General features: G+C 47.8%; 8 protein-coding genes. 3 read left to right on the top strand and 5 right to left on the bottom strand.

The features are described 5' to 3' along the window. Positions 1-5: 5 nt before the first annotated feature. Positions 6-755, bottom strand: a complete 750-nt coding sequence (locus tag KGI06_02940) for an AAA family ATPase (protein MDE1871171.1) — start codon at positions 753-755, stop codon at positions 6-8. Positions 756-858: 103 nt separating this feature from the next. Between KGI06_02940 and KGI06_02935 the strand changes: the two genes are divergently transcribed. From KGI06_02935 to KGI06_02925, 3 genes are read left to right on the top strand one after another with little or no spacing between them, the layout of a single operon-like run. Then, positions 859-1,425, top strand: coding sequence for a GNAT family N-acetyltransferase (locus KGI06_02935; GenBank protein MDE1871170.1), 567 nt, complete (start codon positions 859-861; stop codon positions 1,423-1,425). 55 nt (positions 1,426-1,480) lie between these two features. Then, a complete protein-coding gene (locus tag KGI06_02930) occupies positions 1,481-2,173 on the top strand; it encodes a hypothetical protein (protein MDE1871169.1) in 693 nt (230 codons plus the stop codon). Between the two features lie 18 nt (positions 2,174-2,191). Further along, entirely contained in the window at positions 2,192-2,884 is a 693-nt protein-coding gene (locus tag KGI06_02925) for a helix-turn-helix domain-containing protein (protein ID MDE1871168.1), read from the top strand. 1 nt (position 2,885) lies between these two features. Here the strand turns inward: KGI06_02925 and yjjX are convergent, their stop codons facing one another. From yjjX to KGI06_02905, 4 genes are all read right to left on the bottom strand, one after another. Beyond that, positions 2,886-3,419, bottom strand: coding sequence for an inosine/xanthosine triphosphatase (yjjX, locus tag KGI06_02920; GenBank protein MDE1871167.1), 534 nt, complete (start codon positions 3,417-3,419; stop codon positions 2,886-2,888). A gap of 27 nt (positions 3,420-3,446) precedes the next feature. Further along, positions 3,447-4,184, bottom strand: coding sequence for a hypothetical protein (locus KGI06_02915; protein ID MDE1871166.1), 738 nt, complete (start codon positions 4,182-4,184; stop codon positions 3,447-3,449). A 125-nt stretch (positions 4,185-4,309) separates the two neighbouring features. Beyond that, the gene (locus KGI06_02910; protein ID MDE1871165.1) at positions 4,310-5,053 is read right to left on the bottom strand and encodes an alpha/beta hydrolase; all 744 of its coding nucleotides are present in this window, start codon (positions 5,051-5,053) and stop codon (positions 4,310-4,312) included. A 72-nt stretch (positions 5,054-5,125) separates the two neighbouring features. Beyond that, a complete protein-coding gene (locus KGI06_02905; protein MDE1871164.1) occupies positions 5,126-15,496 on the bottom strand; it encodes a beta-propeller fold lactonase family protein in 10,371 nt (3,456 codons plus the stop codon). Positions 15,497-15,548: the final 52 nt, after the last annotated feature.

Genomic DNA, 15,548 nt, shown 5'->3' with positions numbered 1-15,548 from the left:
GATAATCACTTGAACTTTATGCCGGAGCTGGTTATGGAGTAGCCTGAGAAAAGGGCGTCGCTCCTGTTGCCGCGCATCTTTACAATTTCCATCGTGAGCTTTCCATCATCCGTGCCCGTGCCTTTGTACAATACCATCACGCCATCAAACAGCACCAGCTCCTGCCCGAACTTCAGCTTCTTCCTGTCGTAGTACGGTATGCTCAATGTAAGTATCGAGGTGGTTTCCAGCCTGCGCAGGTTAGACACGAGTGAGGAAATGGACTTGTTGTACAGGAGGGACTTGCCGAGCATGAGCTTCAGGAAGGAGAGCGAATCCACCACGACTATTTCGGCGTTTATGGATTTTATTATCCCCTCGATCTCGGACATCAGGTTGCCCATGGAGTAGCTGCTTTCGTCCTCAGCGTTCGTGGCTATCTTGAGCGCGGATTCGTACCCGCCTATGACAAGCAGGCGCTTCTCTATCAGCTCGTGTATGTCATCCATTCCAGTAAAGGTGTTCCTGACGTTCTCGAGTATGTCGTCCGGGCGCTCGTCAAGAGCTATGAACGCGCACGGCCTTCCCTTCCTGGCCCAGTTGTACAGCACCTCGAACCCCATCAGGGTCTTGCCTGTGCCGGGCCCGCCCATGAGCAGGATCTGGCTCTTTTCGGGGATACCCCCTACTAGTATGTTGTCAAGGCCGTCTATCCCAGTTTCCATAGGCTTTGGTTTGCTCGCCACGATGACACCCGATGCCAGCTTGCTGGGCATGCCGCCCACGTTTATTCTTCTTACCGTATGTTTATATACTTATTCCATCGTACGGCTAGTTTATTAATAAGTGCAGGCACGTAAATGTATCATCGGCGAGGAGATGAGGATATCCGCAAGCGGCTTCAGGGTGCATCTTGAAACGCTAAGCATAGGGGACGCGAAGGGCATAGTGGAGAGCGCGAACGATGCGGAAGTAGCAGCGAGCACCCCTGGAATGCCATATCCGTACAGCATGGAGCAGGCAATGCAGTTCATAGGCTTCGCAAGGCAGACGTACATCGCAAGGGAGGAATTCCACATGGGCATACAGATGGGCAACGGAGGAGTAGTAGGGCTCTGCGCGCTTGCAAACATTGACAGGCAGAACCTCAGGGCTGAGCTCGGGTATTTCGTGGGCACGGCGCACCGCGGCAAGGGCTACGGGAAAGAGGCGTTGAGGCTCATGCTCGGGTTCGGGTTCGGTACCCTCGGGCTGAACCGCATATACGCAAAGGTGCTCACAGACAACCTGCGCTCCGCAAGCCTGCTGGATTCGCTAGGGTTCAGGAACGAGGGCAGGAACAGGGAGGATGTGCTGAGCCTTGGCAGGTTTCTTGACGATTACACGTTCGGGATATTGAGAAAGGAGTATTCGGACAGCGCGCCTGTTGTCGTTACAGATTACTGATGCGGCAATACCTGAATCAGGTTAATAAGCTTTATGTAGCATATTATATGATTGAATGAAGAAGAAACTGGTTTTCATAGGGCTCGGCCTGATAGCCGTTGCCGTAGCGATGTTTCTGCTTTCGGGATACCTTCTCAGCAGCGGGCTCGGCAACAACATACAGCTCACCAACCTTACAATCAATGCCGGCGGGTTTTCGTACGTTCCCATAAGCTACGGCAGGAACATATCTGCTCTTGCCATATATGCAGTAATGGGAAAGCCTGCAAACCTCTACATACTCAACAACAGCACCTTCAATTCGTGGAGATCCTATGTTGTGGCAAATTCCTCTGCCAGTGGGATAAAATACATGCTCAGAAGCGGGATAAACAGCAGCTACATATACAGGAATACCACGCTAGAGGTCATACCGATAAGGCTCAGCAGCACACCATACAGCAGCGCATCCGGGAAGCTCTACATAGTTGTCGACAACACACCGGGAAGCAGCTCCTCTAACGTTCCGGTAAATGCCTCGATATCCTACATACAGCTGCACTCTTCCAACCTGCTCACCAGCGCGGCGCTTGGGTACGGGGTCTTCATAATAGGCATATCCGGAATAATAATACTCATATGGGGATTCGTGAAGAAGGGCGAGCCGGGAGACGGCAAGGACTCGAAAGACGAGGCCAAGTCAAAGGAGCAGAAGGACAAGGAGTACGTCGAGCAGCTGTACAAGGGAGTGAAGAAAAAGAAGGGATGAGCAACCGGAAGATGCGATATGGACGAAACAAGGGAGAAGATTGCCGGCGAGATAACGCTGTCCGAAAGCCCGGGCAGCGCGATGAAGAAGTGGCGCGAGTTCTTCGGCATAACGCAGATAGACCTCGCCAAGCACATAAAGGTATCCACGTCCACGATAAGCGACTACGAGAGCAACAGGAGGCTCAGCCCTGGCGTGGGGGTCATAAAGAGGTTCGTTGATGCGCTCTTCACGATAGACGAATCAAGGGGAGGCAGCGTGAGCAGCAGCCTGAGCAAGTTCTCCACGAAGAAGGACGACGATGACAAGTTCTACAAGATACACGACTTCGCCTCGCCAGTAAACGCCGCGGATTTCAACAGGATAATAGAGGGCAGGATAGTCGCGAACCCGGGATACATAGACTCGATAAACCTCTTCGGATACACTAGGCTTGACAGCCTGCGCGTGATACTGGAGATGTCACCTGCTGAATACCCGAAGCTGTTCGGATCCACTACTGAAAGGGTATTCATGTTCGAGCACGTATCCACGGGAAGGTCGCCGCTAGTGGTGATAAGGGTCGCGCCGATAAAGCCGAGGGTTGTTGTCATACACGGGGTAACGACAATAGACAAGCTCGCTGTTAAGATAGCCCAGGTTGAGAAGATACCGCTGCTCGTCACGAAGCTTGACATAGACAAGCTTTACGAAAGGCTCGACAGGATATGAATCAGTAAAGCCCTGGATTTTCCAGGTGTATCAGTGCCATACGTATCGCCTGAACGGTTTGGTCCTTCCTTGTGACCCTCTCCTTTGTCAGGATGCCTATAGTGCCCTCTGATGAGCCTATCCCGAGCTTTTGGGTGAGGCCGCTCCTGACAGACGCCTCGCCCACGTCCATGTTCAGCTCGTGCACCATTTTGGTAATCGCAGTCGGAAGCTCGAATGCGCATGAAAGCCCTATGTGATGCCTGCTGCCGTCGTATATGGCACAGGCGCAGAAATCCATGCTGCCGGTCTTTGTCTGGGGAACGCTCATGAGCCCCGATTCTATGCCTATGCTGTACTTGCAGTCCTTGAAGGATTTCGTAGCCCTGTTTACTGCACCTTGTACAGTGTCTTCAATGGACCTTGGCTGCTCCGAGACGCCTGAGCCGACATCCATGCTGCGCACCCTGGCGCCCCTAAGCAATTCGTAATCCTTGATTGTCTCTTTTACTGCGTTGACCTTCACAGGATTCCTTGAAGCTATGTTTATGTTCATTCAAAAACGCTTGTCGCTGTTATATCCCTATCCCCATACGTCTGCCTTTATGTCATTTAGCGGCACCTTGAGCGATACCAGTGCATCCTTTACAGCCTTGACGAATTCAAGAGGGCCGCATATGTAGGCCGTCCTTTCAGTTACGTCAGGGGAATATTTCTCTATGAGCTTGCTGTCTATGTGCCCGGTTTGCCCGGTCCACCCGTCGCCTTCCTGCGGCCTGGTGACGGTTACCACGAGCTTTATGCCAAGGTCCTTCACGTAGCCGTAAAGCTCGTCCTTGCTTATTATCTCGGTGGGGTATTTCGTGCTGTACAGCAGTATTACGTCGCTCCTTGAGCCAGTTACCTTTATGTGCCTGAGCATGGCGATGAAAGGGGCAAGGCCGGTTCCCCCGGCTATGAATATCACTTTCTTGTTTACGCTAGGATCGAACCTGAACTGGCCGTTGGGGCCCTTGAGCATGAATATGTCGCCTATCCTCGCATCAACGAAGTGGGATCTTCCTATATGATCCCCGTGGCGGGGCTCCTTTATTATCATGAACTCTATTTCAGGGGTAGAGGGGTCAGAGGCTATTGAAAATGCCCTTGCGGTGTAACGGTTCCCATTGCTGTCTATGCCCGTTATCATCATGAACATCCCAGGATCGAAGTACACGGGCTTCCCGTCCTCGGACACCATCTTGAGCATCAGGACCTCCGGAGTCTCGTCTATCTTCTCCCTGAGTACGTATTTCCTTTCAGTTATCGGCATTTCGGCCATTAGAGCACCGCAAGAGATTGAACATCAAAAGCCAGACTTGCAAATCAACGATTCCTTGCACCATTAAGTCGTAGCGCTTCAATTGTATTTGCCTGGAAAGTAATTTATAGGTAGTGCTGCACGCGCTATTCCTTGACGCGCATGAACCTGAGCAGTATGTCTGACACCTCTTTCGGATGAGTGAAATGCGGGCTGTGACCAGCATTGTCTATTATGTCAAGCGAACTGTTCCTTATGCCTTTCCTGAAGGTTTCGGCAAACCTTACGCCCACCATATCGTCTTCCCTTCCCCATATTATCTCCGTCCTTGCGGATATCTTCGAGAGCACTTCCGAGGTCAATTGGTCCTCGCCAAAATCCGAATCAAGTATGCTCCTGAAGACGTAATCCTTGTTGTTGTTAACTTTTAGCGCGGATTGCAGCATTGTCTTCTTGTATTCCGATGCGCCGCCGTTCCTGATTATCAGGTCAAAAGATTCCTTGAGGCCCGCAGAATCCTCCAGTATTATGCCCTTGCAGGTGTATGGCTGCGACGCGTAATATGCGGCGACCCAGCCGCCGTACGAATGCCCGAATATGTAGCTGTCGCCGTTGTTCCTCATGGAGATGAATTCCCTCAGGGCCTGGAATTGGGCGCTTATTGTATATTCTATTTCAGGCGCATCGGATTCGCCATGACCCAGCAGGTCCACGAGCGACACGTCAAGGTCGTCAGGCAGATATTCCACAAGCCTGGACCACGTCTTTACGCTGTAGCCCAGCCCGTGGAGGAATATCAGCTTTTCCGCAGTTCCGGGATGGTACCTGTAATGCATGGCCCCCAACGAAGTATTTTCGAAGCCGTCTTCGAAATCGCTCTCATAGTCCATCCCAGATCACCAAATGCAACATTAATTCACCTTATTTGAATGCCAGTTTCTTATGCCATCAAGGTTAGCTACTTACCTTTTGAACACCAGGAGATATGCCATGTAGGATGCGAGGCCCACTATTACGACGATCAGCGCCGCAAGGGTCATGTATTCCGCAGGCGTAGGCGACGATCCCGATTTCCTGCCAGTTCCAGAAGGTGAGTACTTGAACAGTCCGACAACATGGTTGTTCGGGGCGCTGAATGTTATGGTGCAGGTGCTCTGAATCGCGAAGCTGTTGTATATGGGCACCCACGTGTTGTTTGAAAGGTAGAATGGCTTCAGTACCTGCGGACTTATGCCACAGTCGTACCCTTCGGTCACGTTTATCGTGACATTGTTTCCCGGTGAGGCGCTGAGGTAGAACTCGAATAGCTCCGAGTAGTTTGCAGGCGGAGGTATCCTGTTGTTCTCGTTCTTTACTAGTATGTTGATCATCTTTGGAGCCTCGAAGTTGCCGCTGATGTTCAATGAGAGAGCGCCGTTCAGCACTTCAACGCTAGTGCTGTTGTTGGCCGATACCACAACCGACACGTTCTCCGATATCGGAAAGACTGTCGTAGTTGCAGTAGTTGAAGTGGTGTTCATTGTTGATGTGGTAGTGTTGATTGAAGTCGTCGAGGTGTTTGCCGGAATGATGGACGTTGATGATATAGTTGTGTTTACGGAGGTGGTTGATGCCGTGGTATTTACAGTAGTGGGCTGCGTTGTCGTGTTGAGCGTTATTGTCGTGGAAGACGTGGACAATGCAGATGTGGTTGTGGTTGTCGTGGTCGTTGATATGGTTGTGGAGTACGAGGTTGACGGACCCGTTGTCGTTGATTGTATTGTAGTTGTATAGGAAATCGATGAGGTTGATGCCGTTGTCGTTATTGAGGTCTGCGGGATGGTAGTTGTCTGGTATGAAGTTGACGAGGTTGACCGGGCGGTCGTGGTCGTTGTGCTTCCGGTAGTGGTGTAGGATGTCGTGGACGTGGATGCCTGCGAGGTCCTGCTGTAGAATACCTCGTACGACCCTCCATATACGGTATAGTTTGCATTGCAGGGTTTGTTGAATCCAAGCCCATAGACCAGGTTGTCGTACTGGTATGTTGCGGATCCCGCCGCGAACGTGCATATGAAGGTGAAGTTCAGCCTGTTTGTGCTCTGGTACGTGACATGCGCGGGCAGCTGGTCCTGGTTGTACGAATACGTGTTCAGTATGCTGCCAGTTGGACTTATCACGTATACTTCGAATATGGGCGCACTCGACCGGTACGCACTGGATATGTTGTCAGCCAGAGTTACGGTTGTTGTTTGGGGGGTGCCGCCGCCACCGCCGCCTCCTCCGCCGGATGGCTGCGATACGGTTATTGTACTGGGTGCGGAGTTGAACACGAACGGGGTTGTTGTCCCTTTGTCCGTAGCTATCGCATTGTACGTGAACGTTCCAGTTGCGGAGGTCACGAAGGATATGGTGTTTGTCCCGCCAGGGGATGCTATTACCACGTTTGCGCCCATCTGGTTGTCCGAAGTGACATTGAACAGCTCTATTGTGAACTGGCCTATTCCGTTAGATTCAGATATGGTGTAAGTTTCAGTCTGCCCCTGTGTCAAGGACGACGAGCTTGGCGATATCGAGATGGCCGGCGAATTATAGGATACATATGAAAGCGCGTTGGTTACCTGGGATGAAGCGGAATCCGTTACTATTATGTTAGCAGTCCAGTCCCCTGCAGGGATCGTTTGCTGGGAGGTGAACGTATTGGATATCTGGGAAATGCCTTTGTAAAGCGCGTTGAATGCAAGCGCGTTTGTCGGGTCATAGACCAGGAAGTTGTATGTGTACGGGGATGTGCCCCCGGTCACGGACGCCGTAAGAGTCTCGTACTGGTTCGCATCTATTATGGAGTTTGACGCCGTCCAGCCTGTTGAGGCGAGCGGCCCGTTCACCATGACTTCGGTAGTTGTTGAATAGGATATGCTGTTGGAGGATGCGCTGTCCGTCACCTTCAGGCAGTAATAGGTCGTTGAGGTCGGCGATGCGGTGTATGCATTTGATGTTGCGCCGGATATTGCGGAATCTGAGGTGCATGTGGGCGACGTGCCGCTGTACCACTGGTATGCGTATGGCAATGTGCCTCCAGATACCGAAGACGTAAATATTACATTCTGGCCGCTGTTTATCGTCTGGGTGGTTGAAGGAGATATGGATACGGCAACCGCGGCGTTGTAGCCTATTGGTGTGTATACCGTATTGACGGTGTTGGCGAGGTTGTCGGTTATGATGACGTTTGCCTTGAAGGTGTTTGATGTATAGAGCGCGTTGGGTGGCGTCCATAGGAAGGTGTTTCCTGTGTATGTGTTGCCTGCAAGGTAGTTTGCGATCGTTGTTCCTGTTATAGAGTTTACTATCTGGTAGTTGAATGTGTATGGGCTTTGGCCGTTCTGGACAGATGCGGTGAACAGTATCGACTGTCCCTGGTCTATCAATGTGTTTGAGAGCGATAGTGTTGGGTTTGATGGCGGGTTGTATACGGTAGCAGCGACTATCGTTATCGTGCCGGACAATATGCTGTTTACAGTGACATGTGTAGATGCACTGTCCGTCACTATTATATTTGCGTTTACGGTGTTTCCTGCATATGCCGATGGTATCGTCCAAGAGAAGGAATTTCCTGTATATGAGTTGGAAGATAACATGTTTGCGAGTATAGCACCCGTTATGGTGTTGTAGACGTTCCAGTTGTATGTATATGAAGAAGTGCCTCCTGCAAACGATGTCGTCCACGTGAGCGTGTTGCCTGTTGCCTGCGTTGACGGAGATGGTGTTGTGATTGATGGTGTTGTAAGTTGTGGATTCACGACTATTATGAAAGTGGTACCGATTACACTCACGGCACCTGTGCTTACATACGGAGTTGCATATGCAAGGGTGCCATCAGGGGTGAATGTGATGCCGTATGGCGCCCATGTCAAAGCAATTGTATTTACTACAGTATTAGTCGCTATATTTACCACGCTAATCGAGCTTCCAGAATAACTGGTCACATAAGCCAGAGTACCAGAAGGATTGATTGCCACACCATAAGGGGTTGCCCCTACTGCAATTGTGTTAATTATCACGTTTGTCGCAACGTTGATTACATTTACAGATGCGCTGTGGTAATTCGTCACGTATGCGATGCTCCCATCAGGGGTGAATGCGACTGCGTCAGGTCCATATCCAGCAATTGCATTTATTACTGTATTTGTCGCAACGTTGATTACATTTACTGTGGTGCCTCCAAAGTTGGTCACATATGCTAGGGTGCCATCAGGGGTGAATGCGACTGAGGAGGGATTGGCCCCCACAGTAATTGTGTTTATTACTGTATTTGTCGCAACGTTGATTACATTTACTGTGCTGCTTCCGTAGTTGGTTACATATGCAATTCTTCCATCTGGCGTGAATGCGACTGAGTATGGGTTCGTACCTACAGTAATTGTGTTTATTACTGTATTTGTCGCAACGTTGATTACGCTTACCTTGTTTGTCTGCTCTTCTGTTACATATGCTAGGGTGCCATCAGGGGTGAATGCTAAGCCAAACGGTCCACTAGCTATCGTTATCGAATTTATTATTGTATTAGAAGCAACATCAATTACACTCACCTTGTTGCCGCTATAGTCCGCAATATAAGTCAGAGTTCCGGCAGGATTGGCAGATACGCCGCGGCCCGATGAGCCTGTTGCAATCGTATTGACTATTGGGGACGAAATAAATTTAAATGGGCTTGTTGTCCCTTCATCGTAGGAATTTCCACTGAATACAAATGTGTTTGCGCTTGTTGGCGAATGTACAACAAAAGAAATTGTATTGCTGCCCCCTAAACTTGTTATTAATTTATTACTGCCTTGTGCAGAAGATCCTGTGACGTTGTATAATTGTGTATTGAACAATGGCCCTGTTCCGCCAGATTCAGATAATGTAAATATAGTAGTTTGACCACTATCTAATATTATATTTGATGATGATACTGAAAGTGATGGCATAGCGTTGTAGCCTATCGGTGTGTATACTGTATTGACAGTGTTGGCAAGGTTGTCGGTTATAATGACGTTTGCCTTGAAGGTATTGGAGGTGTACAGGTTTGCTGGTGGCGTCCAGAGGAAGGTGTTTCCTGTGTATGTGTTGCCTGCAAGGTAGTTTGCGATAGTTGTTCCTGTTATCGAGTTTACTATCTGGTAGTTGAATGTGTATGGGCTTTGGCCGTTCTGGACCGATGCGGTGAACAGTATCGACTGGCCCTGGTCTATCAGCGCATTTGAGAGTGACAGTGCCGGGTTACTTGGTGGGATGTACGTGACAGGTGCAACTATGGTTATGGTCCCTGACTTTACGGAGTTGACGGTTACAGATGTTGATGCGCTGTCAGTGACTATCACGTTTGCGTTTACGGTATTTCCTACATTTGCAGTTGGTATGGCCCATGAGAAGGAATTGCCTGTTATGCTGTTCGTTTCAAGCATGTTGGCAAGTATAGTCCCTGTTATCGTGTTGTAGACGTTCCAGTTGTATGTGTATGGAGAAGTGCCTCCTGCAAATGATGTCGTCCATGTGAGCGTGTTGCCCGTTGCCTGCGTTGTCGGACTTGGTGTTGTCATTGATGGCGTTGTCAGTGCTGCGTTGTAGCCGAATGGCGTATATACTGTATTGACAGTGTTGGCGAGGTTGTCGGTTATTATGACGTTTGCCTTGAAGGTGTTTCCGGTATAAAGTGCATTTGGTGGTGTCCAGAGGAATGTGTTTGAGGTTGATGTTATTCCTGTGTATAACTGGTTCGCGATTGGGATGTCTGTTATCGAGTTGACTATTTCGTAGTTGAATGTGTATGGTTGCTGACCGTTGGATACCGATGCGGTGAATAGTATTGACTGTCCCTGATCGATGAAGGTATTTGATAGTGTAAGTGCAGGATTTGATGGTGGTATATATACCCCACCAGTGCTGAATGTTGCTGTCGGCATTATGTCGTTCGGTGGAGATATGCGTGATCTGAAGTATTCGATGGATATTTTCACCCCGCCATTTACTTCTATTTGGTAATTTCCGGTTCCAGAATTTCTGTTCTGAAGTATCGAAGGAGTGCCGTAATTAACAGTACCTTCCACTGTCTGATTCCCAGATATCGAGAACAGATACCAATTATTTTGCGAAAAGCTCAACGAGTTGTACGATATCGAGCCGCCGCTGCACGCCGTGTTAGTTAGGATGCCATTTATTGTAGGATTACCAGCACCGCACCAGTTGCTTGAGAACCAGCCCAAGTTAGTGCCTTTGCCACCATAGTTGAATCCGATTGTACCCTCGTTAGAGCCTGAAAATGATGTGAAATCCCCGTATATATCAGCAATGGTGTTTGCTGTTTCTGTTTGCACTTTAGACGTATATGATGTAGTACCGCTTACGCTTATCCCGTTTGATACAGAGGACGTACATGAAGAGGAGCACAACCACTTGGCACTTAACGAGCTCCCAGTGAAGTTATCGTAGAATGAGAATATGCTTCCGCCATTGTCATAGTAGCCGTAGCTGTGGGTTCCACTCCCGCAGCCAGTAATTGTGTTCGAGGGATTCTGACATGTCAGCTGTGGTGCCTCTCCTATGAAGTTTCCGTCTAACAGGTTGTTGGCTGGCACGTCAAAGCCCAGAATCATTACGCCATCTATTGGGGTACCAGTGTTTGTCGGAAGGAAGGTATTGCTTGAAGGGCTCTTGAACCAATAGATTACGTTTGAGCTTTGGTAGAGTGTGTTTGCAGCCGATTGTTCATTTAGCTGATTACCTTCGAGCCAGGAATATGCAACTGTTCCGTTCTGGAAGTACAATACAGTATTATTGAGGCTGTGGCTTTCCCAGGAGGTGAAGTTTAATGCGTTGAAGGTGAGCATTAATTGGGTGTTTGCTGCTACTGCGGTGTTCTGGTTGTTTTGTAATGTTATCGTTGCGGAATGTCGCACGTTTATTATGCGTATTGTCTGTGGTTGTAAATAAGTGCTTATTACAGCAGTTGTGTCATTTGCATATAATAATGTGTAACCTACTGTAAGTGTATTTGCGTTAAGTACTACATTTCCGGTTCCGGTTGCAAGTGCTGAACTCGAGCCAACTTTCCAGATTTGGCATGTATCTGTGATAAATGGACATGTTGCTGTTATTAGCTCGTTGGCAGAAGGTGTTTGTGCCACAACCTCAGGTATTGGAATAGACATGCTTAGGTTGGTGGGGCTTGACTTTGTACCGAATGTTGCTACAGGCATTGTATCGCCAGGTGGATACGTACGCAACCTTACCCATTGGTAGAATGGATGTGATGGGGTATTTCTACCTTCTGCATTGAAAAGCATTACGTAGAACGGGTTTGTCCAGGATATGGCAGAATCAGTCGATGACAAGGTAGTTGAATAGTTTTGTTGAAGTAATTCTGATCCTGTTGATGGCCAAACTAGCCCAAGTATGCTTGGAACAGTATATGCATGTGCGCTGGATGCAACTACAGTACAACCGCAGCTTCCAGGCATCCTGATTATTCTTTGCCCATTATAGTTGTCACCCCAATAACCGTTTCTTATTGATGGGATGCCAACAGTTGATAGCTGAAGTGCAGCACCTTGAGGAGCAGTTGTTGGATATATGTATCCTTCCAAAACACTCCCGTTTACAGGATATCTAGAAGTAAGTACACCGGAACAGCCGTTGCTGTCTACAGTCATTGTCAGTCCGTTGCTCAGTGTATATTCATTACTTGTACAAGTGCTGGATGCTGACCATATAGTAGAATTAATTGTTGTTCCTGCGAAGTTGTCATAAAAGTTGAACACTTTTGTTCCATCATCATAATACCCATAACTATGTACGCCGCTGCCGCAGCCAGTAGTAGTATTTGATGGGCTTTGACAAGTGAGCTGCGGTGCCTCCCCTATGAAATTTCCATCCAGGAGGTTGTTCGTTGGGATGTCGAAGCCCAGGATTATTGTATTGGTTTTTGCTGTTCCGGTGTTTGCAGGCAGGAATGTGTTTGTTGGAGGTGATTTGAACCATAGTACCACGTCGTTGCTTTGATAAAGGGTGTTTGCCGCTGATTGTTCATTTAATTGATTGCCCTCGATCCAGGAATATGCCACAGTTCCATTAGAGAAGTAAAGTACCGTGTTGTTCAGGGTGTAACTTTCCCATGAGGTGAAGTTCAGGGCGTTGAACGTAACCATTAGTTGGGTGCTTGCGGGCACTGCGGTGTTCTTGTTGTTCTGCAATGTTATAACTGTGGAATGGACAACATTTACCATGTGCAATACCTTGATGTCTGATATAATTCCATTTGTAATGTCGTTTGCATATAATGCAGTGGATCCCGAAGGCAAAGTATTGGCATTTAGCATTGCATTCCCGGTTCCTGAAGCAAGTGCCGAATTACCGCCAACTTTCCATATAGCGCAAGAGTCGTTGAACGGGCAAGTTGCAGTTATGATTTCGTTTGCGGATTGGGTTCCATATATAACGCCAAACGTATTGGTCGTCAATGATGCTATGGAGTAATCAGGGTTGAATGTTGCGGTTGGCATTATGCCATTTGGAGTGGATGTACGGACTCGTGCCCATTGATATTGGTTGTGGATAAAGTTGTTGTTCTGGAAGCCAAGTACAATTTTTAGTGGACTGGTTCCAAGATTTACGGAAAGCGAATTTGCCTGAACATAGTTGATGTAGCTTATTCCATTAGAACTGGAATAGTAGGATACTCCGAAGACGGTGTTTGTCCCCTGATAAGTTGAAGGGAAATCCTTGGCATAGTGAGAACTGCCATCCCATGAAGACATACCGAAATTGTTTATTGAGCTTTGTGCCCAACCAGTTGCTACCGATGGGTTTGGACCAACGTTTCCAGTAGAGAACTCAACACCACCCATAAAGCAACCCGTTTGGCTTGATTTCTGTGGGCTGTCTAGTTCGCCGAGGGCCTCTGCGATAACAGGGCTAGAAAATGATGAAATGGAGCTCACGCCGTTTTCGCCGCATCCTGCAGATGATGAGGATTCGCTTATTGATATTCCATTGCTAACAGTTGGTGAATATCCCTCTATGTTCCATTTTGATAGAGTAGTAGATGAGAAATTGTCATAGAAATCAAATACAGCACCACCATTGTCGTATTGTGCATAAGTTGGAGACAGTTGGGGCGCTTCTCCTATAAAATTACCATCAAGGAGGTTGTTTGCTGGTATGTCAAAACCGAGGATTATTGTATTGGTTTTTGCTGTTCCTGTGTTTGCCGGTAAGAAGGTATTGGTTGGAGGGCTCTTGAACCAATATATTACATTTGTACTTTGATAGAGGATGTTCGCCGCTGATTGCTCGTTTGATAGGTTGCCCTCTAGCCAGGAATATGCAACAGTCCCGTTCTGGAAGTAGAGGGCTGTGTTGTTGAGGGAATTTGATTCCCAAGAAGTGAAATTCGATGCGTTAAATGTGAACATGAGTTGGGTATTTGCAGATACTGCAGTATTCTGGTTGTTTGTGAGCGTTATTGCTATTGAATGCTCTACATTTATTATCCTTAATGTCTTAACGGGGGTAGTAGTTCCAGCAGTTATGTCATTAGCATATAATGAGGTATAACCTATTGGCAGCGTGTTTGCATCAAGAGCAGTTGTTGTTGTACCACTTGCGAGATACGAAATTCCACCTTCTTTCCATATTTGGCAAATATCCCCGGTAGGACATGTAGCTGTTATAATCTCATTTCCAGATTGCGTGTTTGCTATGACTTCCCTAACAGGTAACAATAATGATGGAGGTACATATACTGTGATTGTATTGCTGAAGGTTTGTGAGGGCATTATCGCGTTGGGTGGGAATGCCCTGACCCTGAGCCACTGCGCTGATATCGTGCTGCCACTCCCGAATGCACCAAGAGATATGTATTCCAGGGATGGGAATTCAGGATACTGGTAGACTGTTTGTGTACCATGATATGACACATAATTTTTGTACCATGTCTGCGATGTTGTTGAATTCCAAGTGCCACCCATTATGCCTGTACTGACACCAACACTTGGGTTGCAGGCCTGCGTTTGTCCCAACATGCTGCCATAGGAGACACTTTGGCCGCATCCGCCCCAATTGTCAAAAAGATAACCACTGCTTGCGGCTGTGTTTCCCGTTTGTATTTCCATCCCTACATAAACGTTATTAAGAGATGTAATTTTCACATCGTATATGAACGGTGGTGCGAATCCGTTGTTGGTTATTATACCGCCATATCCCCCTGAGGAGTATGTTATGCCGTTGTTCTGGGACAGTGCTGATGGTGTTATCTGGTTGTATGCTGCGCTGATTGACGTCCCTTCGAAGTTGTCGTAAAACGTCGTGAACACGTTGGCGCCTGTATCGTACTGCGCATATGATGATGAGAGTTGGGGGGCTTCTCCGGTCATCGTGTTGCTGAAGAGGTTTGTTCCAATCTGCGCGAAACCCATAAAAATTGTTACGTTTGTATGTGCCTGTATTCCTGTCTTGTCACTTCCTATCCCAAGTATGGAGTTTGTCAACTTTACCCAGTAGATTGTTCCTGTTGATGTGTTGGTGTTGTTGGTTTCGAGCCATGATGGGATTATGGCGCCTGTCATGTTGAAGAATTCGATGTTGTCCAAGTTTCCTGATTCTATAGAAGTATAATTCATGCTGTTTACTGTTATCATTTCCTGGAATGGCGACTGCGTTGCGGACCCTTGTGCATTGTTTATTGTTATGGGCAAATACGTCACAATTCCTGATGGGGCAACCACGTTGCTGATTGTTATGGTTTCCGTTTTTATCGAATTTAATGTTGTTGACTTGCTATCTGTGACTATCACATTAACTTGTATCGTGTTGCCATCCATCTGGGCGTTTGTCTTGAACGTGAACGTGTTGGCTGTTGAAGATACTCCAGTGTACAGTGCGTTTGCAATTGTTGCCCCTGTTACTGTGTTAACCGCGATCCAGTTGTAGGTGTAAGGAGGGGACAATGCCCCCATTGATGATGTAAATGAAAGTATGGTGTTTGAGTTGCCGTATACTACCTGATGGCCTGCTGGGGTTATTGTTGGTATTACTACAAATGCATTTGTTGTGCCGAATGTGACAGATGGCATTATCGCGTTGGGAGGGAATGCCCTTATTCTTAGCCATTGCGCTGATATAGTGCCGCGATTTCCAAATGCACCAAGAGACACATATTCCAGGGATGGGAATTCGGGATACTGATAGACTGTTTGTGTGCCACGGTATGATACATAATTGCTGTACCATGTCTGTGATGTTGTTGAATTCCAAGTGCCGCCCATTACACCTATACTGACACCAACATTTGGATTGCAGGCCTGCGTTTGCCCTTCCATGCTGCCGTATGAGACACTTTGGCCACAGTTGCCCCAGTTGTCAAAAAGATAA

It is taken from the genome of Candidatus Micrarchaeota archaeon (genome assembly GCA_028866575.1).
Lineage (GTDB): Archaea > Micrarchaeota > Micrarchaeia > Micrarchaeales > Micrarchaeaceae > UBA12276.
Note: the sequence above shows the minus strand (reverse complement) of the source record. Positions and strands in the feature narration are given on the sequence as shown.

Excerpts from the sequence above, each read along its gene's own strand:
- KGI06_02940 (MDE1871171.1), bottom strand. The coding sequence starts at position 755 with ATGCCCAGCAAGCTGGCATCGGGTGTCATCGTGGCGAGCAAACCAAAG.
- KGI06_02935 (MDE1871170.1), top strand. The coding sequence starts at position 859 with ATGAGGATATCCGCAAGCGGCTTCAGGGTGCATCTTGAAACGCTAAGC.
- KGI06_02930 (MDE1871169.1), top strand. The coding sequence starts at position 1,481 with ATGAAGAAGAAACTGGTTTTCATAGGGCTCGGCCTGATAGCCGTTGCC.
- KGI06_02925 (MDE1871168.1), top strand. The coding sequence starts at position 2,192 with ATGGACGAAACAAGGGAGAAGATTGCCGGCGAGATAACGCTGTCCGAA.
- yjjX (MDE1871167.1), bottom strand. The coding sequence starts at position 3,419 with ATGAACATAAACATAGCTTCAAGGAATCCTGTGAAGGTCAACGCAGTA.
- KGI06_02915 (MDE1871166.1), bottom strand. The coding sequence starts at position 4,184 with ATGGCCGAAATGCCGATAACTGAAAGGAAATACGTACTCAGGGAGAAG.
- KGI06_02910 (MDE1871165.1), bottom strand. The coding sequence starts at position 5,053 with ATGGACTATGAGAGCGATTTCGAAGACGGCTTCGAAAATACTTCGTTG.
- KGI06_02905 (MDE1871164.1), bottom strand. The coding sequence starts at position 15,496 with ATGGAAGGGCAAACGCAGGCCTGCAATCCAAATGTTGGTGTCAGTATA.